The organism is Saccharopolyspora sp. NPDC045839, from assembly GCF_056431645.1.
This window is the reverse complement of sequence record NZ_JBWKKH010000037.1, coordinates 38,122-56,638: the sequence shown is the minus strand read 5'-3', so window position 1 is coordinate 56,638 and position 18,517 is coordinate 38,122. Positions and strand designations below refer to the sequence as shown.

The following is an 18,517-nucleotide window of genomic DNA, read 5'->3' as shown; positions in this document are numbered from 1 at the left end:
TGACGGCCGCCCTCGAGGCCCGTCACCCCTCACGACCAGCAGTGGACGAGCCGTGGGCGGTGCGCCGCCCACGGCTCGTTACTCGGGACCGGCCTTGCGCAGCCAGACCGAAAGGCCGAGCTCGGCGTCGGAATGCTCGGCGAAATCCCCGGCGGGAGCGGGGGTTTCGCCGATCTCGACGGCCAGCACGGCGGCGGCGATCTCCCCGGCGTGGGCCTGCAGCGCCTCGCGAAGCTGGCCGGTCGCCCGCCAGCGCAACGCGATCCGGTCGGTGATGTCGAGCCCGTCCCGCTTGCGGCAGTCCTGCACGAAGCGGATCGCCTCGCGGGCCAGCCCCGCGCGCCTGAGCTCCGGCGTGATCGCGGTGTCCAGCGCGATGGTCACCTCGCGCTGCGATTCCACCACCCAGCCGGTGCGCGGCACCTCGCTGATGATCACGTCGTCGCCGGTGAGCGGCTCGGCCTGCCCGTCGACTTCGATCGTGGCCCGGCCCGTCGCGCGCAGCTCCCGGGTCAGCTCGGCCGGATCGGCGGCGCCGACGGCCGCCGCGGCCTGCTGCGTGCGGTTGCCGAACCGCTTGCCCAGGGCGCGGAAGTTCGGCTTCACCGACACGTCCAGCACCTCACCGGCGCCGCCGAACGGCTCGATGTGCCGCACGTTGAGCTCGTCGGCGAGGTCGGCGAGCAGCTCCGCCGGCAGCGCGGCGCTGACCAGCGCGCGGCCCAGTGGCTGGCGCACCTTGATGCCACTGCTCCTGCGCGCCGCGCGGCCCGCCTCGGCCAGCCGGCGCTCGACGTCCACTTCGGACAGCAGGGCGTCGTCCACCAGCGCGGGATCCGGTTCCGGCCAGGTGGCGAGGTGCACCGATTCCGGCGCGCCCGGCCGGCCCGGGCGGACGACGTCCTGCCACACCTGCTCGGAGATGAACGGCACGAACGGCGCGAGCAGCCTGGTCAGCACGTCCAGGCAGTCGTGCAGGGTGCGCAGGGCGTTGCGGTCGCCGTCCCAGAAGCGCTGCCGCGAGCGGCGGACGTACCAGTTCGACAGGTCGTCGACGAACTCCGCCAGCGCCCGCCCGGCGCCCGCGGTGTCGTAGTCCTCCAGCCGCGCGTCGACCTCGCCGGCCAGCCGGTTGACCCGCGCGAGCACCCAGCGGTCCAGGACCGGGCGCCCGGCGGGCGGATCGGCGTCCGCCGGGATCCAGTCGACGAGCGAGGCGTAGCGGCTGAAGAACGACGCGGTGTTCCAGTACGTCATGAGCACCTTGCGGACGATCTCCTGCAGCGGCCCGTGCCCCACCCGCCGCGCCGACCAGGGCGAACCCGTGCAGAGCATGAACCACCGCAGGGCGTCGGCGCCGTGCGCCTCCATCAGCGGCAGCGGTTCCAGCACGTTGCCGAGGTGTTTGCTCATCTTCCGGCCGTCCTCGGCCATGATGTGCCCCAGACACACGACGTTCTCGTACGCGGAGCGGTCGAACAGCAGCGTGCCGACCGCCATCAGGGTGTAGAACCAGCCGCGGGTCTGGTCGATCGCCTCGCAGATGTACTGCGCCGGATAGCTCTTCGCCAGCTCCGCGACGCTGCCGGGCGCGTGCGGATAACCGAGCTGCGCGAAGGGCATCGAGCCCGAGTCGAACCACGCGTCGACGACCTCGGGCACCCGCGCCGCGGAGCGCCGGCAGGCCGGGCAGGGGAACTCGATCTCGTCCAGGTAGGGGCGGTGCGGGTCGAGGCCGGCGAAGTCCTGGCCGGTCAGCTCGCCGAGCTCGGTGCGGGAGCCGATCGCCGTGACGTGCCCCGCCGGGCACCGCCACAGCGGCAGCGGCGTGCCCCAGTAGCGACTGCGCGACAGCGCCCAGTCGACGTTGTTGTCCAGCCAGTTCCCGTAGCGGCCGTGCTTGACGTTCGGCGGGAACCAGTTCGTGCGCTCGTTCTCCCGCTGCAGCGCTTCCCGGATCGCCGTGGTGCGGATGTACCAGGACAGCTGCGCGTAGTACATCAGCGGCGTGTGGCAGCGCCAGCAGTGCGGGTACGGGTGCTCGAAAGTGCTGTAGCGGAACAGCAGATCCCGGTGCTGGAGGTCTTCGACCAGCACCGCGTCGGCGTCCTTGAAGAACATCCCGCCGACCAGCGGGACCTCGGCGGCGAACCGGCCGTCGCCGCCGACCGGGTTCACCACCGGCAGGTCGTTCTCGCGGCAGACGGCCAGGTCGTCGGCGCCGAAGGCGGGCGCCTGGTGGACCAGGCCGGTGCCGTCCTCGGTGGACACGTACTCGGCGAGCACCACGCGGTGCGCGTCCGGGATGTCGACCAGGTCGAACGGCCGCCGGTACCGCAGCCCGGCCAGCTCGGTGCCCCGCAGCGTCGCGAGCACCTCGCCGTCCGCGCCCAGCACCGCCTCGACCAGCGGCGCGGCCACCACGAAGGTGCCGCGCACGGTGCGCACCACCTGGTAGTCGACCTCCGGGTGCACCGCGACCGCGGTGTTGGACACCAGCGTCCACGGCGTGGTCGTCCAGATCAGCAGGTCGGCGTTCCGGTGCCCGGCGACCGGGCCGTCGACCGGGAACCGCACGTAGGCCGAGGGGTCGTGCACGTTCTCGTAGCCCTGCGCCACCTCGTGGTCGGACAGCGTCGTCTCGTCGCGAGGGCAGTACGGCGCCACCCGGTAGTCCTCGACCAGCAGCCCCGCGTCGAAGATCTGCTTCAGCGCCCACCACGCGCTGTCCACGTAGCCCGGCGACATCGTCCAGTAGGCCTCGGACAGGTCGATCCAGTAGCCCATCCGCCGCGTCACGGCCTCGAACTCGCCGACGTAGCGCTGCACCGACTCCCGGCAGCGGGCGTTGAACTCGGCGATGCCGATGCGCTCGATGTCCCGCTTGCCGCTGATGCCGAGCTCCTTCTCGACGGCCAGCTCCACCGGCAGCCCGTGGCAGTCCCAGCCCCCGCGGCGCGGCACGGAGCAGCCCTTCATCGTCTTGAACCGCGGGAAGACGTCCTTGAACGCCCGCGCCTCGACGTGGTGCGTGCCGGGCGTCCCGTTCGCCGTCGGCGGGCCTTCGTAGAACACCCAGCGCGGACCGCCGGCGGACTGGGCGAGGCTGCGCTCGAACACCTCGCGGTCGCGCCACCACTCGATGATGCGCCGCTCCATCGCGGGCAGTTCGATCGAGGGCTCGACCGGCCGAAACGGCGTTTCAGGCTGCTGCATCCCTATATGCTCACACCTTCCCCGGCCGCGGACCGGGGGAAGCTTCCCGGGTGACGGCTGGAGGGTGCGATGTCGCTGCCGGTGGTGTCCGACGAGGTCCGGCGGGCCGTCGCCGAGGGGCGGCCGGTCGTGGCGCTGGAATCGACGATCATCACCCACGGGCTGCCGCGCCCGGACAACGGCGAGGTGGCGCGGGCCGCCGAGCGGCAGATCCGCGCGGCCGGGGCGGTGCCCGCGACGATCGGCGTCGTCGACGGAGTCGCGACGGTCGGCCTGACCGGCGCGCAGCTCGACCGGCTGGCCGGCGACCGCGCCGCGGCGAAGGCGAGCGTTCGGGACCTGCCCGTCGCGGCGGCGAAGCGCCGCAACGCCGGGACCACCGTCGCGGCGACGTCGTTCCTGGCGCACCGCGCGGGTATCCGCGTGTTCGCCACCGGCGGGCTCGGCGGGGTGCACCACGGCGCGGCGACGAGCTTCGACGAATCGGCCGACCTGGTGACCCTGGCCGCCACGCCGCTGGTCGTGGTCAGCGCCGGAGTGAAGTCCATTTTGGACGTCGCGGCCACGCTGGAACGGCTGGAGACGCTGAACATCCCGGTGCTCGGCTACCGGACGTCGCGCTTCCCGGGCTTCTACGTCGCCGATTCCGGCCACGAGATCGAGTACTCGGCCGACACGCCGGAGGAGGTCGCGGCGGCGGTGGCGGCCCGGGACGAGCTGGGCCTGCGCTCGGCGGTGCTGGTGGCCAACCCGGTGCCGGGGGACGAGCAGCTCGACCCGGCCCTGCACGACCGGGCGCTGGCCGAGGCGTGGGAGGAGGCCCGGCGGCAGGGCGTCGGCGGCCACGACATCACGCCGTTCCTGCTCGACCGGATCCGCAGCGCCACCGGCGGGCGCAGCCTGGCGGTCAACATCGCGGTCTACCGGAACAACATCGAGCTGGCCACCGCGATCGCCACCGCCCTCACCGAGGCCGACTAGGCGGCGTTTTCGCTGGTCATGAAGGCCGTGTGGCCTGGTGTGAAGTGAACGGACCGTTCGCCTCGATAGGCGAGGTGAACGGGCCGTTCGCTTCATCCCGGCAACCTCGGCGGGCGCCGCCGGTGTGGAGTGAACGGACCGTTCGTGCCGATAGGAGAGGCGTACAGTCCGTTCACCTCATCCGCCTCATATCGGTGGGTGCCGTTCGGGGCGCGGGGACGGGCGGAGCAGCGGTTTCGGGTCGCTTGGACGAGCTGCGCGGTCCTGGCTGGGCCGCTGTACTGTTCAGTAGGTCGTGCGGGGTCAGCGCGGCGGCAACGGAGCAGGAGGAAACTCGGCGTGAAGGCGGAATCGGCCACCGCTGAACAGGCGGGCAGTGGGCAGAACGTGGTCAAGTCCGCCGACCGCGCGCTGGTGATCCTGGAGCTGCTCTCCCGCGGCCGGCACCGGCTCAGCGACATCGCCGAAATCCTCCGGCTGCCGCTGTCCAGCGTGCACGGCCTGCTCGGCACCCTGGTGCACCGCGGCTTCGCCGAGTTCGACCAGACCACCCGCACCTACGGGCTCGGGCTGAAGGCGTGGACCGTCGGCCAGGGCTACACCGGGCACCGCGACATCGTCGGCCTGGCGCTGCCGCTGATGGAGCAGCTCGCGCAGCAGACGGGCGAGACGGTGCAGCTGTCCCGGCTGGACGGCACCGAGAACGTCTACATCGCCATCGCCGAGTCGCCGCAGCCGATGAAGCTGGTGTCCGCGGTGGGCATGCGGCTGCCCGCGCACGCCGTCGGGCTGGGCAAGGCGCTGCTGGCCGGGTTGCCGGGCGACGAGCTGGAGCGCCGGTACCGCGGCGTGCGGCTGGAGCGCTTCACGGAGAACACCGTCACCGAGCCGGCCGAGCTGCTGGCCGAGGTGGAGCAGGCCCGCGTCCGCGGTTACGCCGTCGACGACGAGGAGTACATCATCGGCTGCCGCTGCGTCGCGATGCCGATCCACGACCACTCCGGCGCGGTGGTGGCGGCCATGTCGGTCTCGGCGCCGACGCCGCGCTGCGGGCCGGACTGGACCGACGAGACCCGCGCCCCGCTGTCCACTGTGGTCTCTTCCGTGGAGCAGCAGCTCCGCCGCTGATCAGGCGTCGCGAGCCGGCACCGCGAAAGGCGGCACTGCCCGGGCTCCGGCCGGAAGGCCGGCGATTTCGCCCGAAATCGCCATCCAGCACGCGTGGGGAGCGGCGATTTCGCGCGAAATCGCCGTCTCACGAGCCGAACTGGACGGAGCGCTTGGCCAGGCCCCACCAGAAGCCGTCGATGGCGATCTTCTGCCGGTCGAGGTCCGAGCCGGCGGCTCCCAGCGTGACGAACAGCGGGGCGAAGTGCTCCGTGCGCGGATGCGCCAGGCGGCCCGCCGGGGCCTTGCGCTCGAAGTCGAGCAGCGCGTCGACGTCGCGGGCCTCCAGCGCCTGCTTGCCCCAGTCGTCGAACTCCGTCGACCAGCTCGGGGTGGTCTCGGCGCGCAGCGCCGCGAGGTTGTGGGTGAAGAAGCCGCTGCCCACGATGAGCACGCCCTCGTCGCGCAGCGGTTCGAGCGCCTGGCCGATGCGCATCAGGCGCTCCGGCTCCAGCGTCGGCATGGAGATCTGCAGCACCGGCACGTCGGTGTCGGGGTACATCTCCTTCAGCGGCACGTAGGCGCCGTGGTCGAGCCCCCGCTCCGGGAAGTCCTGCACCGGGGTGTCCGGGCCGCGCAGCAGCGAGCGCACCCGCGCGGCGAGTTCCGGGGCGCCGGGCGCGGCGTACCGGACCGAGTAGTAGTGCTCGGGGAAGCCCCAGAAGTCGTACACCAGCGGCACGGTCGTCGTGGCGCCGATCGCCAGCGGGGCCTCCTCCCAGTGCGCCGAGATGATCAGGATGGCCTTCGGCTTCGGCAGATCCCGCGACCAGGCGGCGAGCTGCCCGGGCCACTGCGGGTCGTCGGCCAGCGGTGGGGCGCCGTGGCTGAGGTAGAGGGCGGGCATCCGGCCCGTCGCCGGAGCGGTCATGGCGATCCTCCTCGTTCGAATTTGAACTACACCTCGAAGGTACGCTGTTGTTCGAATTTGAACAAGCTAGGCTGGCGGACATGACGGAACCGCGCTGGCTCGACGCCGAGGAGATGGCCGCCTGGAACGCCTTCCTGGAGGCGAGCAACCTGGTCGCCCGGCGGGTCGAGCAGCAGCTGCGCGAGCAGGCCGGGCTGTCGCACCCGCAGTACGAGATCCTGGTCCGGCTCGCCGCCGAGCCCGACGACGAGATGCGCATGACCGAGCTCGCCCAGCGGGTGGTGACCTCGAAGAGCGGCCTGACGTACCAGGTCACGCAGCTGGAGAAGGCTGGCCTGGTGCGCCGCCGGACCTGCGACACCGACGACCGCGGCGTCATCGCCGGGCTCACCGACGCCGGCCGGGAGAAGCTGCGCAAGGCCGCGCCCGGGCACGTCGAGCTGGTCCGCGCGAACCTCATCGACGTGCTCAGCCGCGATCAGCTGCGCGCCATCGCGACCGGGCTGGGGGCGGTGACCCGCGCGCTCCGCGAGCGGCCTTGACGGCGCGCTCGCGCCCCTGATCAAATTTCAGAATACCGAAGTCTCTTCTGGTATGTGAAGGTGCGTACCTGCCCGTGGGGTATTGCCTTCTGGACCGGTTCCGTGGAAAGTCTGAGGGCTGCCGTGCCGATGGGCTCGGGGCGCCCTGCGCCCCACCCGGCCGCCCGGACGCCGCGGCAGGACCGAAGGAAGTTGCGTGGCACAGCGCGACCGCCACGCGCATTTCGAAGGAGAGAGATGAAGTTTCTGAGGTTGGGTCCGGTGGGGGCCGAGCGCCCGCACGTGGCGGACGACCAGGGCCGGGTGTTCGAATTGAGCCCGATCACCGACGACATCGACGGGGACTTCCTGGCCGGCGACGGCATCCAGCGGGCCCGCGCGGCGCTGGCCGCCGGCGAACTCCCGGCGGTCGACGACCCCGGCGACGGCACCGGCCTGCGGGTCGGCGCGCCGATCGCGCGGCCGATGGCGGTGCTGTGCATCGGCCAGAACTACGCCGCGCACGCCGCCGAGTCCGGCTCGGCCCCGCCGGAGGTGCCGATCCTGTTCTTCAAGCACCCGAACACGGTCGTCGGGCCGTACGACGAGGTGCTGATCCCGCGCGGCGCCGAGCAGACCGACTGGGAGGTGGAGCTCGGCATCGTGATCGGCCGCCGGGCCCGCTACCTGGACAGCGCGGAGGAGGCGCTCGCCAGCATCGCCGGGTTCGTGGTGTCCAACGACGTGTCCGAGCGGGCGTTCCAGAAGGACCACTCCGGCGGGCAGTGGTCCAAGGGCAAGTGCTGCGAGACCTTCAACCCGGTCGGCCCGTGGCTGGTCCCGGCCGACGAGATCGCCGATCCGCAGGCGCTGCGGCTGCGGACGTTCGTCAACGGCGAGGCGCGGCAGGACTCCAGCACGTCGGACATGATCTTCGGCGTGGCGGAGATCATCCGGCACCTCTCGCAGTACCTGACGCTGGAGCCGGGCGACCTGGTCAACACCGGCACGCCGGAAGGCGTGGCGCTGTCCGGGAAGTTCCCGTACCTGGCCGCGGGCGACGTGATGGAGCTGGAGATCGAGGGTCTCGGCCGCCAGCGCCAGCAGCTCAAGTCGGCCTGAGGGCCTGCTTCCAGGCTCGTTCCGCGCTAACGGGATCTGACACGCGAAAGACGGCGACCCGGCACCGAACCCCCTCGGTGCCGGGTCGCCGCTTTCGTGGAACTCCGCTGCGCCGACCCCCAGTGCGACGCTGCCGATTCCAGATCAGGCCGCCAGCTTCCGCGCCTTCGCGTAGCGGTTGTTGGCCGGCAGCCAGCACAGCACGACCGCGATGACCGCGGTCGCCAGGCCGATGTAGCCCGTGGCGTTCAGCAGTGCCGGGCCGCCGGTGTCGAACGCCGCCGCCAGGCCACCGATCAGCGACAGGATCGCGAAGATGGTGATCAGCACGCGCGACCAGGTCGAACCCTTGATCGCGAACAGGGTGAACAGCAGCAGCGGCGCGGCGAAGACGATCAGCAGGAACGCCTTGAAGATCAGCCCGGCGTGCGCGATCGAGACGATGGTGTCCCACTCGTCAACGGACTTGGCGAGGTCGATGGCCTCCTGGGGGTTGTCGGTCCCCATGGTCTCCATGACAGTGTCGAGGCCGACCAGCGAGGGGTTGTTGATCGCGACGTCGGTCGCGTAGCCCTCGGCGAGGTCGCGGCCGCCTGCGAACAGGTAGATCGCGCCGATCAGGCCGGATAACGCGGAGATTCCGGAGATGACCACCAGCGCCAGCAGCGTGGCGGGCTTCTTCAACGCGGTCTGGACGGGGCCGCCCGCCGGGGGAGCGGTCTGGGAGTGCGTCACGGCTGTTTCTCCTTGCCAGGGTTCATGAAAGGGGGGATCGGTGGGGGAATCCGCGGGGCGCGATCGCCTCGGCCGGCGGCTGCGGTGCCGCCGGGTGGTCGTGACCCGTTTCCGGGCGGAGCATCCCGTCTGGGGAGCCGGTAGCCGTGTCGACCACCGCGCGTCGCTCCCGCTGTCCGACGCGATTTCGCGCAGCGCGAGCCCACGCGCTGCTGAAACGAGCCTCGTCCGACGCCGCGCCCGGACAGGGCGCAGCGGTGGTGATGCGCATGGTGCTTCGCGAATCCTCTCCAAGCGGGCTGCGGTGCTCACGCCACCGCAGGGCCCGCGTCCGTGCGAATTGCCCCGAGTTGACCGGTCGGTGCGAACCGACCCGGGCGGTCGTCGAAGGACCGCTGTTGGGGCGAGGCAGATCATTACACCGCGCCGCAACGGATTCCAGCACTTTTCGGAAAAATTCCGCAGATCATTAGTTCTGGCACGCAGATCAGTTCGGCGCACTACACTCCGGCGCGAGAAAGGGATAGAGAGAGGGACGCATGCCGTGCCGTTAGCCGGAACCGCCAGCCTGCCCGCGACCGACCTGCGCAGCCGCCTGCTGCAATCACCGTCCGCTTTGCTGGACACCACAATGGACCAGATGCGGACGCTGGTCCTGGTGCACGAGCTGGGAACGGCGCTGGCAGCGGCGCGTTCGCTCGGGCGCGAGCAGTCCAGCGTGCAGAAGCAGCTGGACACCTTGAACCGGAACTTCACGCAGTTGTGCGGAGAACCGCTCGTCGTCAAGCAGGGGCGCGGGAAGAAGGTGCTGTTCACCGCCTCCGGCGAAGCGTTCGTGGAGATCGCGCGGGACACCTTGGGCGATTGGCTCGACGGGGTGCGCGAAACGCGACGACTTCGTGGCGAAACGGTTACTGTCGGCACCACTCGCTTCACTCTCGGTTTCCTTGCCAATGCGGGTGAACACGTCGCCGAGGAATTCCAGGATCGTGGAATCGATTTGCGCGTCACGCACTTGCGGACCCGCGAGTTGTTGGATGCGTTGCGGACCAAGCAGGCGGACCTCGTCTGCGGCAGCGCGCTGGTGTCCGAGGACGACGCCGTGCTGGCCGAATTCGACGTGATGGAGTGGCGGCGCAGCGGGCTGAGCCTGGTCACCAACTTATCCGGAGAACAGTTGCCGAACCGCGCGTTGCGCGCGAGTGAACTCCACGCGGTGCCGCTGGTGGTTCCGGCGAGCGGGCTGATCTCCGGGTTCCTGCACGGGTGGTTCGGCACCGACTTCCGGGACAAGCTCGACATCGCCGCCGAGATCGACGACGTCCGCTACGGGTTCGACCTGCTGCGCTCGGAACTGCTGCACGGCTGCATGATCGTCACCCAGGGCGTGGGCGAGGCGGCCGGCGACGGGCGGCTGCCTGAAGGCCAGGGTCTGCGCACCATCGAGCTGATCAACGACGTCGGCCCGAAGATGCAGGTGCTGGTGGGCGCCTTCACGCGTCGCGGGGAGCGGCAGGGTTACTACGCCGAGCACCCGCTGAACCTGCTGTGGACGGCCCTGGAGCTGGAGAACGCCAAGTGGAAGAGCGGCGAGGTCGCCACTGCCAAGGCGTCCTGACGCAATTTCAATGGAAATCAGAGGTCCGATTTCCATTGAAATTGCGGAAGTTGTCCACAGGGTGGGGGAGTTGTCCACAGGGTCCTGCGGTCGGTGTCGGTCGGTGTCGGTCGGTGTCGATGGGTGCCGGACGGTGTCGGTCGGTGTGGGTTGGTGCTGGTCGGGGCTCGTTGTCGTTGGTGCTCCTGGGGTTTCGTGCTGGGCCGTTCGGGTCGAGGCGAACGTGAAAGGCTTTCGGTTTTGGCTCGGGGTGGCTAGCGTCCGGACTCGGCGACGACCGACCGAGAGGACCTGGCATGCCGCGACGTTCGCGCACCCTGGCCGCGCTCAGCGCCGCGGCAGTCGTCGGTTCCCTGGTGCTCGCACCAGCTTCGACCGCCGAGCCGATCCCGGAACCCGCCCCGGACTACTGCCGGGAGCAGTGCCACCACATCCTGCCGCCCGGCCAGAACGGCAACGCGACCTTCGCCGAGCTCGTCGCGCACATGCTGCTGGGCACCCGGCCGCCGCACTCCGACGACCAGCTGGCCAAGTACGACCGCCTCGCCGGCGGCTACCGCGAGCTGACGACGGGAACCATCGACGACTTCTTCAACGACAACTCCTTCGGCGTGCGGCCCGACGACGTCGAGCGGACCTACCGGCCGCGCGAGGACGTCACCATCGTCCGGGACAAGACCGCCGGGATCCCGCACATCTACGGCACCACGCGCTCCGGCACCGCCTACGGCGCGGGCTACGCGATCGCCGAGGACAAGCTGTTCCTGATGGACGCGATGCGCCGAGCGGGGCGCGGCGAGGTGACGCCGTTCGCCGGCGGTGCGCCGGCCAACCGCCAGCTGGAGCAGCAGTTCTTCACTGTCTCGCCGTACACCGAGCAGGAGCTGCAGCAGCAGATCGACACCGTCGCGCGGTACGGCGAGCGCGGGCGCCAGGCCCTCGAAGACGCGAAGTCCTATGTGGACGGGATCAACGAGTACATCGAGAAGTCCTACAACGGGCGCTATTTCCCCGGCGAGTACGTCGCCACCGGGCACGTCGACCCGATCACCAACGCCGGGCGGATCGAGCAGTTCAGGCTCACCGACCTGGTCGTCCTGGCGTCGCTGGTCGGCGCCCAGTTCGGCGGTGGCGGCGGCAACGAGGTGCAGAACGCCGTCGCGCGGATGTCGCTGCACGAGCGGTTCGGCCCGGAGCGCGGCGAGCAGATCTGGGCGGCCTTCCGCGCCGAGAACGATCCAGAAGCCATCAGCACCATCCACGATGGACAGTCGTTCCCCTACGGCGGAACGCCGGCGGATCCGCGCGGCGTCGTGCTGCCCGATCCCGGTTCGGTGTCCGGGCAGCAGCTGATCTTCGACCCGACCGGATCGGCCGTCGAGGCCGCCGAACCGGCCACCCGGGCGGAATCGAGCAACCCGCCGCCGGCCACCGACGACCCGGTGGAGAGCCTGCGCGGCATCTTCGACGACGGCGTGGTGCCCGGCGGCATGGGGCAGGCCCGCGGCATGTCCAACGCGCTCGTCGTCTCCGGCGCGCACACCGAGAGCGGCCACCCGGTGGCCGTCTTCGGGCCGCAGACCGGCTACTTCTCGCCGCAGCTGCTGACCCTGCAGGAACTCCAGGGCCCCGGCATCTCGTCGAAGGGCGCGTCCTTCGCCGGGCTGAGCTTCTACACTCTGCTCGGCCGCGGCCAGGACTACGCCTGGAGCGCCACCACCGCATCGCAGGACATGATCGATTCCTACGCCGTAGAGCTGTGCGAACCCGACGGCCGCCCGGCCACGAAGGACTCGAACTTCTACCGCTTCCGCGGCGAATGCCTGCCGATGCAGACCGTCGAGCGCAAGAACGCCTGGCAGCCGAACCTCGGCGACAACACCCCGCAGGGCTCCTACCGGCTGGTGTCCTTCCGCACCCGCTACGGCCCGGTGACGCACCGGGCGACGGTCGACGGGCGGCCGGTGGCGTTCGCGCGGGCCCGCTCGACGTTCCTGCACGAGGTCGACTCGATCATCGGGTTCCAGAAGTTCAACGACCCGGGCGCGATCACCTCGGCGGCGGACTTCCAGCGCGCCGCCCACGACATCAACTACACGTTCAACTGGTTCTACGCCGACGCGACCGACACCGCGTACTTCAACTCCGGGGCGAACGTGGTGCGCAAGCCCGACGTCGACCCGAGCATGCCGATCGCCGGCGACCCGGCGTTCGAGTGGCAGGGCTGGAACCCGGCGGACAACACCGCGGCCTACGCCCCGTTCCACGAGCACCCGAACTCGATCAACCAGGACTACTACATCAGCTGGAACAACAAGCAGGCGCCCGGCACCGCGGGCGCCAAGGCGGAGAAGGGCGCGGTGCAGCGAGGTGACCTGCTCGACCGCCGCGTCGCCGAGCACATCGCGTCGGGCGGCAAGTTCGACCGCGTCACGCTGACGCAGGCGATGGCCGACGCGGGCGTCACCGACCTGCGCGCCGAACGGGTGCTCCCGGACCTGCTGCGGCTCATCGACAGCCAACCGGTCACCGATCCGGAAACCGCGGCGCTGGTCGACCGGCTGCGCTCGTGGCTCGCCGACGGCGGCAAGCGGGTGGAAACCTCGCCGGGCAGCAAGGAGTACGCGCACGCCGAGGCGATCGAGCTGCTCGACGCGTGGTGGCCGCGGCTGGTGCGCGGCGAGTTCGAGCCGGCCGTGGGCGCCGACGCCTACCGGGCGATGACGGACATGATGCAGATCAACGAGTCGCCATCGGGCTGGCAGAACGGCGAGCCCGGCCTGCACGTCGGCCAGGGCCACCAGGGCTCGGCGTTCCAGTTCGGCTGGTTCGGGCAGGTGTCCAAGGACATCCGCGCGGTGCTGGGCGAGCCGGTGCCGGGCGGGTTCGGCGAGCCGCTGTGCGGCGGCGGTGACGCCGGGGCGTGCCGGCAGATGCTGCTGGACACCCTGCGGCAGGCCGCGGAGACCCCGGCGACGGACACCTATCCCGGTGACGCGGACTGCAAGCCAGGAGACCAGTGGTGCGCGGACGCCATCCTGCAGACCAAGATCGGCGGCATCAGCCAGCAGAAGATCAACTGGCAGAATCGCCCCACGTACCAACAGGTCGTCGAATTCCCCACCCGCCGCTGAGTTTCGGTTGGATCTTTCCGCTGGTCACGTCGCCCGTGAGTCTTTTGGGTCGCTATAGCAGCCCAAAAGACTCACGGCCCCGGACCTGCCGGAACACTGCACCGAGATGCACGTCATGTCGCGGCACGACCGACTCCAGCGGCCGTGAAAGCCCACGCCGATACAACCGCAGCCTTGAGCGCCAGATGGCGCCCGTCGCGCTTTCAACTGCCGGGTGTGGTGTGCGGGGATGATCGCGCATACCGTGTGGTCTGACCGACGAACGGAGGGCGCTGTGGGCGATCTTGGGACCGTGTTGGGCCGACTCGACGACATCCGGGCTGATCTCACCGAGCTGTACAAGGACCTGCACGCGAACCCGGAGCTGTCCTTCGCCGAGCACCGGACGGCCGCCGAGGTCGCACGCCGGCTGGAAGCGCTGGGCCTGGAGGTCACCACCGAGGTGGGGCGCACCGGCGTGGTCGGCGTGCTCCGCAACGGCGACGGGCCGACGGTGCTGCTGCGCGCGGACTTCGACGCGCTGCCCGTCCTGGAGCAGACCGGCCTCGACTACGCCAGCACCCGCCGCGGCACCGACCCGGACGGCAACGACGTCCCGGTGATGCACGCCTGCGGCCACGACATGCACGTCACCTGCCAGCTCGGCGCGCTGGACCTGCTGGTCACGGCCCGCGACCGGTGGGCGGGCACGATCGTCGCGGTGTTCCAGCCCGCGGAGGAGATCGGGGCCGGTGCGCAGGCGATGATCGACGACGGCTTCCTCGACCGGTTCCCGAAGCCGGACGTGTGCCTGGGCCAGCACGTCTTCCCGTTCGAGGCGGGGGCGGTCGGCATGATCAGCGGTCCCAGCATGTCCGCCGCCGACGGCCTGAAGGTCACCATGTTCGGGCGCGGCGCGCACGGTTCCCAGCCGCAGAACGCCATCGACCCGGTCGTGATGGCCTCGGCGACCGTGATGCGCCTGCAGACCGTCGTGTCCCGGGAGGTCGCCCCGAGCGACACCGCGGTGGTGACCGTGGGCTCGATCAAGGCGGGCACGAAGGACAACATCATCCCCGACCAGGCCGAACTGCGGGTCAACATCCGCTCCTTCGACGAGCGGGTCCGGGAACACGTGATCGCGGCCGTGCAGCGCATCGTGCGCGCCGAGGCGATCGCCGCCGGGGCCGAGCGCGAGCCGGAGTTCGAGCGGCTCACGGACTTCCCGGTGCTGGTGAACGATCCCGAGGTCACCGACCGGACGACGGCGGCGCTGCGCAAGGAGCTCGGCGACGGCCAGGTGCACGAGCTGCCGCCGGTGGTCGGCAGCGAGGACGTCGGCCTCTTCGGCACCGCGGCGGGCGTGCCGACCTGCTACTGGTTCTTCGGCGGCACCGACCGGGAGACGTGGCTGGCGGCGAAGGACGCGGGCACCCTCAACCGGGACATCCCGTCCAACCACTCGCCGTTCTTCGCCCCGGTCGTCGAGCCGACCCTGACGACCGGCGTGACGGCGATGACCACGGCGGCCCTGGAGTGGCTGGCGAAGAGCTGACCGATCGGCGCGGTTTCCGCGGAAACCGCGCCGAACGCCGCGGTCACGTGCCGGTGGCGCCGTCGATGCGTTCGCGCAGCATGTCGGCGTGGCCGTTGTGGCGGGCGTACTCGGCCAGCAGGTTGAACATGACCCAGCGCAGCGAGATCGGCTCGCCGGTGGAGCGGCGGATGCCGGTGTCGTCCAGGGAGGCGGCCGCGGCGACGATCTCGCGGGACCTCGCGCACTCCGCCCGCCAGGTCTCCAGCGCGGCCGCGAAATCGCCGCCCAGGTCGTCGAAGTCCTGGTCCGGATCGTCGTCGGAGTAGTACAGCATCGGCACGTCCTCCTGGGCGAACTGGATGCGGAACCACCACCGCTCGACCCCGGCGAGGTGCCGGACCAGGCCGTGCAGCGAAATCCCGGACGGCTCGACGAGCCGGGCGGACAGCTGCGCGGCCGGCACGTCGGCGCACTTCAGGGCCAGGGTTTCCCGGTGCCAGTCCAGGAAGGCGCTGAGCGTCTCCAGCTCGTTGCCGGTTCGCGGCGGCTCGGCCCGATCGCCGCCGGCCCACCGAGGCGAAGTGCTGACTGGGATTTCCGGCACGATGCCCTCCAATCGAAGAACCGAACCTTCCCACCGCCCACCGACACTCCAGGCCGTCCAGTCGGTCACCGGTGTGGGGTCGGGTCGGTGAGGAGGGCTTCGACCAGGTCGGCCGGGGGTGGGCTGGGTTGGTCGGTGAAGTGGGCGAAGAACGCCGACTGGAGGCAGTGGTCAGTGAACACTCACCAACTCGATGGGGTGCGGAACATGCGGATCACGATCTTCGGGGCGACCGGCGGCACCGGGAAGCACCTGCTCGAACAGGCCTGCGCGGCGGGGCACGAGGTCACCGCCGTGGTGCGGGACCCGGCGCGGCTCGCCCACGACCACCCGGGGCTGACCGTGGTGGCCGCCGACGTGATGGACTCCGCCGCGATCCGGCCGCACGTGGCCGGTCGGGACGCGGTGATCTCGGCGATCGGCTCGCGCGACCTGAAGCCGACCACCATCCAGACCGACAGCACCAGGAGCATCCTCGACGCGATGGCCGCCGCCGGTGCGCGCCGGTTCCTCGTGGTCAGCAACTGCGGCATGCTCTCCGACGGCGACGGCCCGGTGACCAAGCACGTGGTCAAGCCGATCCTGTGGCGCATCCTCCGCAACCCCTGGACGGACATGGGGCACATGGAGGAGGTCGTCCGGGCCAGCGGCCTGGACTGGACGATCATCCGGCCGCCGCAGCTCACGAACGGCCCGCGCACCGGCCGGTACCGGACGGCGGTCGACCGGAACGTGCGCGGCGCCAAGCGGATCTCGCGGGCGAACGTCGCCGACTGCCTGCTGCGCGCACTCGCCGATCCGGGCTCGGTGGGCAAGGCGATCGCGGTCGCCAACTGAGCCCGCCTACTTCGTGACCAGGCCGATGTCGAAGTCCGGGAACTGGTTGATCTTGCCGTCGGTCAGCGCGACGACGGCGGTGGCGGTGCCGTCGGCCGGGTCGGCGTCGGAGTCGGTCTCCGGCGCGCCGACGTGCTGCGGCGAGAAGCCCATGCCCTCGGGCGGGACGAAGCGCAGGACGTAGGTGCTGGTGCCCTGGTTCGGCATCGCGTAGTGCCCGGTGCCGTCGCTGCCGCTGCCCCACCTGCCGATCCAGAACCGGATGCCGGGCAGCAGCGGCTCGGCCGCCTGGCGTTGCCCGTCGGCGTTGAGGTCGTGCCAGGTGACGCCGGTGATGTCGCTGCCGAGCTTGCCGAAGTCGGCAGTGCTGGTGCCGCCGGGATGCACCTCGACGACGACCTCGTCCGGCGTGGTCATCTGGTAGCCGATCGGGTTGATGCCGACCCGGTACCGGCCGGGCGGCACGCCCGGAATCTCGTACGTGGCATCGGGATTCGTCCCGACCGTCGCCACCCAGCTGCCGTCCAGGTGGTACAGCCCGACCGCGTTGCCACCACTCGGTTCGCCCGGCTGCCGGACGCCGTCGGCGTTGCGGTCGAAGTAGTGCAGCCCGCGCACGGTCCCGGTCGGCGGCTCGGCTGCCGCCGGCATCGCCGTTCCCAGCAGCGCCAACGCGCTCGCCGCCACGAAAACCGCGCCTCTTCCCGTCATCACGCCTCCGCTCGCAGTGGGTACCCGTTCTGCGTCGAAGACGCGCTCCACCTGGTCGCGGTTGCCCGGGGTCGTGAGTGCTCTTGGCTGCTATGACGACCAGGAGCGCTCACGACCCGCGCCCCCCGTTCAGCGGCGGACGCGGTAGGTGATGTGCGTGACCAGCGAGGCGGGACGTGCCGAAACCAGTTCCAGGTCCAGCGCGGGCACGCCGTCGAACAGCCGCTCGCCGGCGCCGAGCGTGACGGGGGCGATGTGGGTGCGCAGCTCGTCGATGAGCCCGGCGCCGAGGTACTGGTTGATCGTGGCCGCGCCGCCGGCGATCGCGACATCGCGGTCGCCCGCGGCCTTCTTGGCCTGGTCGAGCGCGGATTCGAGGCCGTCGGTGACGAAGGTGAAGGTGGTGCCGCCGGCCATGGCCAGGGGCTCGCGCGAGTGGTGGGTGAGCACGAAGACCGGGGCGTGGTACGGCGGCTCGTCGCCCCACCAGCCCGTCCAGTCCAGGTCCCACTCCCCGCGGATCGGCCCGAACATGTTGCGCCCCATGATGTAGGCGCCGGCCGCGGTGACCGCGTCCAGCTCGGCCTTGTTCTCGTCCGCGGTCTCGAACATCCAGGTGGTCAGCCGGTCGACCGGGCCGTCGCCGAAGGGCTTCTCATGGGTCTGGCCCGGGCCGGCGGCGTACCCGTCAGCCGAAACAGCGATGTCGCAAACCACCTTGGACATGGGTTCTCCCGTGTTCGTCGTCCCATCCGATTGCGTTTTGCAACCGGTGGTGGGACCATATACAAGACCGGATGCAGAGTGCAAGTGGTTTCTGATCCAAGGAGGTTTCGGTGAAGGACGAGCGCCGATCCGGATGCCCGATCAACCTCGCCGTCGAGGTGCTCGGCGACAAGTGGTCGCTGGTCGTCATCCGGGACATGATGTTCGGCAACCGCAGGCACTTCCGCGAGCTGCTGAACAACTCCGAGGAAGGCATCGCCTCGAACATCCTCGCGTCGCGGCTGCAGCGCCTCGTCGAGAACGGACTGGTGTCGAAGGCCGACGACCCGAGCCACAAGCAGAAGGTGATCTACAGCCTCACCGAGACCGCCATCCAGCTCGTCCCGGTCATGGCGCACCTCGGCGCCTGGGGGCGCCGCCACCTGCCGGTGACGCGCGAGCTGGCCATCCGCGCCGAACTGCTCGAACGGGGCGGCCCCGAGCTGTGGGACGAGTTCATGGACGAGTTGCGGGAGCAGCACCTGGGCATCCCGCGGCCGGCCGGCACCGAATCGGTCTTCGCCCGCCTGCGCGCCGCCTACGAGGCGGAACTCGCGCGGGAGTGACGCGGTTCCCGCGCTTCGCGAGGGTCGGTGCGGCCGGTGGCCGTGGGTCCTTTTTTCTTTTGGGGCTTCTCAAAATCCCTCCCCAACCCCCCCCCCCCGCCCCCCAGTTCTTTCAGAGAGTTGGGTCCTCTCCTCCCCCGACACCCCAGCCTG

15 protein-coding genes are annotated in these 18,517 nt (G+C 70.6%); 9 read left to right on the top strand and 6 right to left on the bottom strand.

The window, feature by feature from the left end:
* Positions 1-78 precede the first annotated feature (78 nt).
* The gene (gene ileS / locus AC07EQ_RS35885; RefSeq protein ID WP_478392257.1) at positions 79-3,216 is read right to left on the bottom strand and encodes an isoleucine--tRNA ligase; all 3,138 of its coding nucleotides are present in this window, start codon (positions 3,214-3,216) and stop codon (positions 79-81) included.
* Between the two features lie 69 nt (positions 3,217-3,285).
* Between ileS and AC07EQ_RS35880 the strand changes: the two genes are divergently transcribed.
* Together AC07EQ_RS35880 and AC07EQ_RS35875 are read left to right on the top strand one after the other, a co-directional pair.
* Complete coding sequence (locus AC07EQ_RS35880) at positions 3,286-4,197, top strand: pseudouridine-5'-phosphate glycosidase (RefSeq protein WP_478392256.1); 912 nt, start codon at positions 3,286-3,288, stop codon at positions 4,195-4,197.
* Positions 4,198-4,536: 339 nt separating this feature from the next.
* Complete coding sequence (locus tag AC07EQ_RS35875; RefSeq protein ID WP_478392255.1) at positions 4,537-5,325, top strand: IclR family transcriptional regulator; 789 nt, start codon at positions 4,537-4,539, stop codon at positions 5,323-5,325.
* A gap of 127 nt (positions 5,326-5,452) precedes the next feature.
* Here the strand turns inward: AC07EQ_RS35875 and AC07EQ_RS35870 are convergent, their stop codons facing one another.
* Complete coding sequence (locus tag AC07EQ_RS35870) at positions 5,453-6,235, bottom strand: dioxygenase family protein (protein WP_478392254.1); 783 nt, start codon at positions 6,233-6,235, stop codon at positions 5,453-5,455.
* Between the two features lie 80 nt (positions 6,236-6,315).
* On the opposite strand from AC07EQ_RS35870, the gene AC07EQ_RS35865 reads away from it, so the two are divergent.
* Together AC07EQ_RS35865 and AC07EQ_RS35860 are read left to right on the top strand one after the other, a co-directional pair.
* Entirely contained in the window at positions 6,316-6,777 is a 462-nt protein-coding gene (locus AC07EQ_RS35865; protein ID WP_478392253.1) for a MarR family winged helix-turn-helix transcriptional regulator, read from the top strand.
* A 237-nt stretch (positions 6,778-7,014) separates the two neighbouring features.
* The gene (locus AC07EQ_RS35860) at positions 7,015-7,878 is read left to right on the top strand and encodes a fumarylacetoacetate hydrolase family protein (protein ID WP_132482552.1); all 864 of its coding nucleotides are present in this window, start codon (positions 7,015-7,017) and stop codon (positions 7,876-7,878) included.
* A 144-nt stretch (positions 7,879-8,022) separates the two neighbouring features.
* Here AC07EQ_RS35860 and AC07EQ_RS35855 read toward each other — a convergent pair whose 3' ends face one another.
* Entirely contained in the window at positions 8,023-8,613 is a 591-nt protein-coding gene (locus AC07EQ_RS35855; RefSeq protein ID WP_478392252.1) for a hypothetical protein, read from the bottom strand.
* Positions 8,614-9,157: 544 nt separating this feature from the next.
* On the opposite strand from AC07EQ_RS35855, the gene AC07EQ_RS35850 reads away from it, so the two are divergent.
* The 3 genes from AC07EQ_RS35850 to AC07EQ_RS35840 all read left to right on the top strand — a co-directional run bounded on the left by AC07EQ_RS35850 (position 9,158) and on the right by AC07EQ_RS35840 (position 14,899).
* Positions 9,158-10,231 (top strand): LysR family transcriptional regulator, encoded by a 1,074-nt coding sequence (locus tag AC07EQ_RS35850; RefSeq protein ID WP_132482556.1) that lies wholly within the window; start codon positions 9,158-9,160, stop codon positions 10,229-10,231.
* A gap of 296 nt (positions 10,232-10,527) precedes the next feature.
* Positions 10,528-13,365 (top strand): penicillin acylase family protein, encoded by a 2,838-nt coding sequence (locus tag AC07EQ_RS35845; protein ID WP_478392251.1) that lies wholly within the window; start codon positions 10,528-10,530, stop codon positions 13,363-13,365.
* 229 nt (positions 13,366-13,594) lie between these two features.
* Positions 13,595-14,899 carry a M20 family metallopeptidase gene (locus AC07EQ_RS35840; RefSeq protein ID WP_478392250.1) on the top strand — a complete coding sequence of 435 codons (1,305 nt, stop codon included), beginning with the start codon at positions 13,595-13,597 and terminating at the stop codon, positions 14,897-14,899.
* A 43-nt stretch (positions 14,900-14,942) separates the two neighbouring features.
* Here AC07EQ_RS35840 and AC07EQ_RS35835 read toward each other — a convergent pair whose 3' ends face one another.
* Entirely contained in the window at positions 14,943-15,485 is a 543-nt protein-coding gene (locus AC07EQ_RS35835; RefSeq protein WP_478392249.1) for a DinB family protein, read from the bottom strand.
* A 207-nt stretch (positions 15,486-15,692) separates the two neighbouring features.
* Between AC07EQ_RS35835 and AC07EQ_RS35830 the strand changes: the two genes are divergently transcribed.
* A complete protein-coding gene (locus AC07EQ_RS35830) occupies positions 15,693-16,322 on the top strand; it encodes an NAD(P)-dependent oxidoreductase (RefSeq protein WP_478392248.1) in 630 nt (209 codons plus the stop codon).
* A gap of 6 nt (positions 16,323-16,328) precedes the next feature.
* On the opposite strand, the gene AC07EQ_RS35825 is transcribed toward AC07EQ_RS35830, so the two are convergent.
* Together AC07EQ_RS35825 and AC07EQ_RS35820 are read right to left on the bottom strand one after the other, a co-directional pair.
* Positions 16,329-17,033 (bottom strand): SdrD B-like domain-containing protein, encoded by a 705-nt coding sequence (locus AC07EQ_RS35825; RefSeq protein ID WP_478392247.1) that lies wholly within the window; start codon positions 17,031-17,033, stop codon positions 16,329-16,331.
* 129 nt (positions 17,034-17,162) lie between these two features.
* A complete protein-coding gene (locus AC07EQ_RS35820) occupies positions 17,163-17,759 on the bottom strand; it encodes a dihydrofolate reductase family protein (RefSeq protein WP_478392246.1) in 597 nt (198 codons plus the stop codon).
* 110 nt (positions 17,760-17,869) lie between these two features.
* Between AC07EQ_RS35820 and AC07EQ_RS35815 the strand changes: the two genes are divergently transcribed.
* Entirely contained in the window at positions 17,870-18,364 is a 495-nt protein-coding gene (locus AC07EQ_RS35815) for a winged helix-turn-helix transcriptional regulator (protein WP_478392245.1), read from the top strand.
* The last annotated feature ends 153 nt before the right edge of the window (positions 18,365-18,517 follow it).

Coding starts and splice junctions, on each gene's coding strand:
- ileS (WP_478392257.1), bottom strand. CDS start 3,216: ATGCAGCAGCCTGAAACGCCGTTTCGGCCGGTCGAGCCCTCGATCGAA.
- AC07EQ_RS35880 (WP_478392256.1), top strand. CDS start 3,286: ATGTCGCTGCCGGTGGTGTCCGACGAGGTCCGGCGGGCCGTCGCCGAG.
- AC07EQ_RS35870 (WP_478392254.1), bottom strand. CDS start 6,235: ATGACCGCTCCGGCGACGGGCCGGATGCCCGCCCTCTACCTCAGCCAC.
- AC07EQ_RS35865 (WP_478392253.1), top strand. CDS start 6,316: ATGACGGAACCGCGCTGGCTCGACGCCGAGGAGATGGCCGCCTGGAAC.
- AC07EQ_RS35860 (WP_132482552.1), top strand. CDS start 7,015: ATGAAGTTTCTGAGGTTGGGTCCGGTGGGGGCCGAGCGCCCGCACGTG.
- AC07EQ_RS35845 (WP_478392251.1), top strand. CDS start 10,528: ATGCCGCGACGTTCGCGCACCCTGGCCGCGCTCAGCGCCGCGGCAGTC.
- AC07EQ_RS35840 (WP_478392250.1), top strand. CDS start 13,595: ATGATCGCGCATACCGTGTGGTCTGACCGACGAACGGAGGGCGCTGTG.
- AC07EQ_RS35830 (WP_478392248.1), top strand. CDS start 15,693: ATGCGGATCACGATCTTCGGGGCGACCGGCGGCACCGGGAAGCACCTG.
- AC07EQ_RS35825 (WP_478392247.1), bottom strand. CDS start 17,033: ATGACGGGAAGAGGCGCGGTTTTCGTGGCGGCGAGCGCGTTGGCGCTG.
- AC07EQ_RS35820 (WP_478392246.1), bottom strand. CDS start 17,759: ATGTCCAAGGTGGTTTGCGACATCGCTGTTTCGGCTGACGGGTACGCC.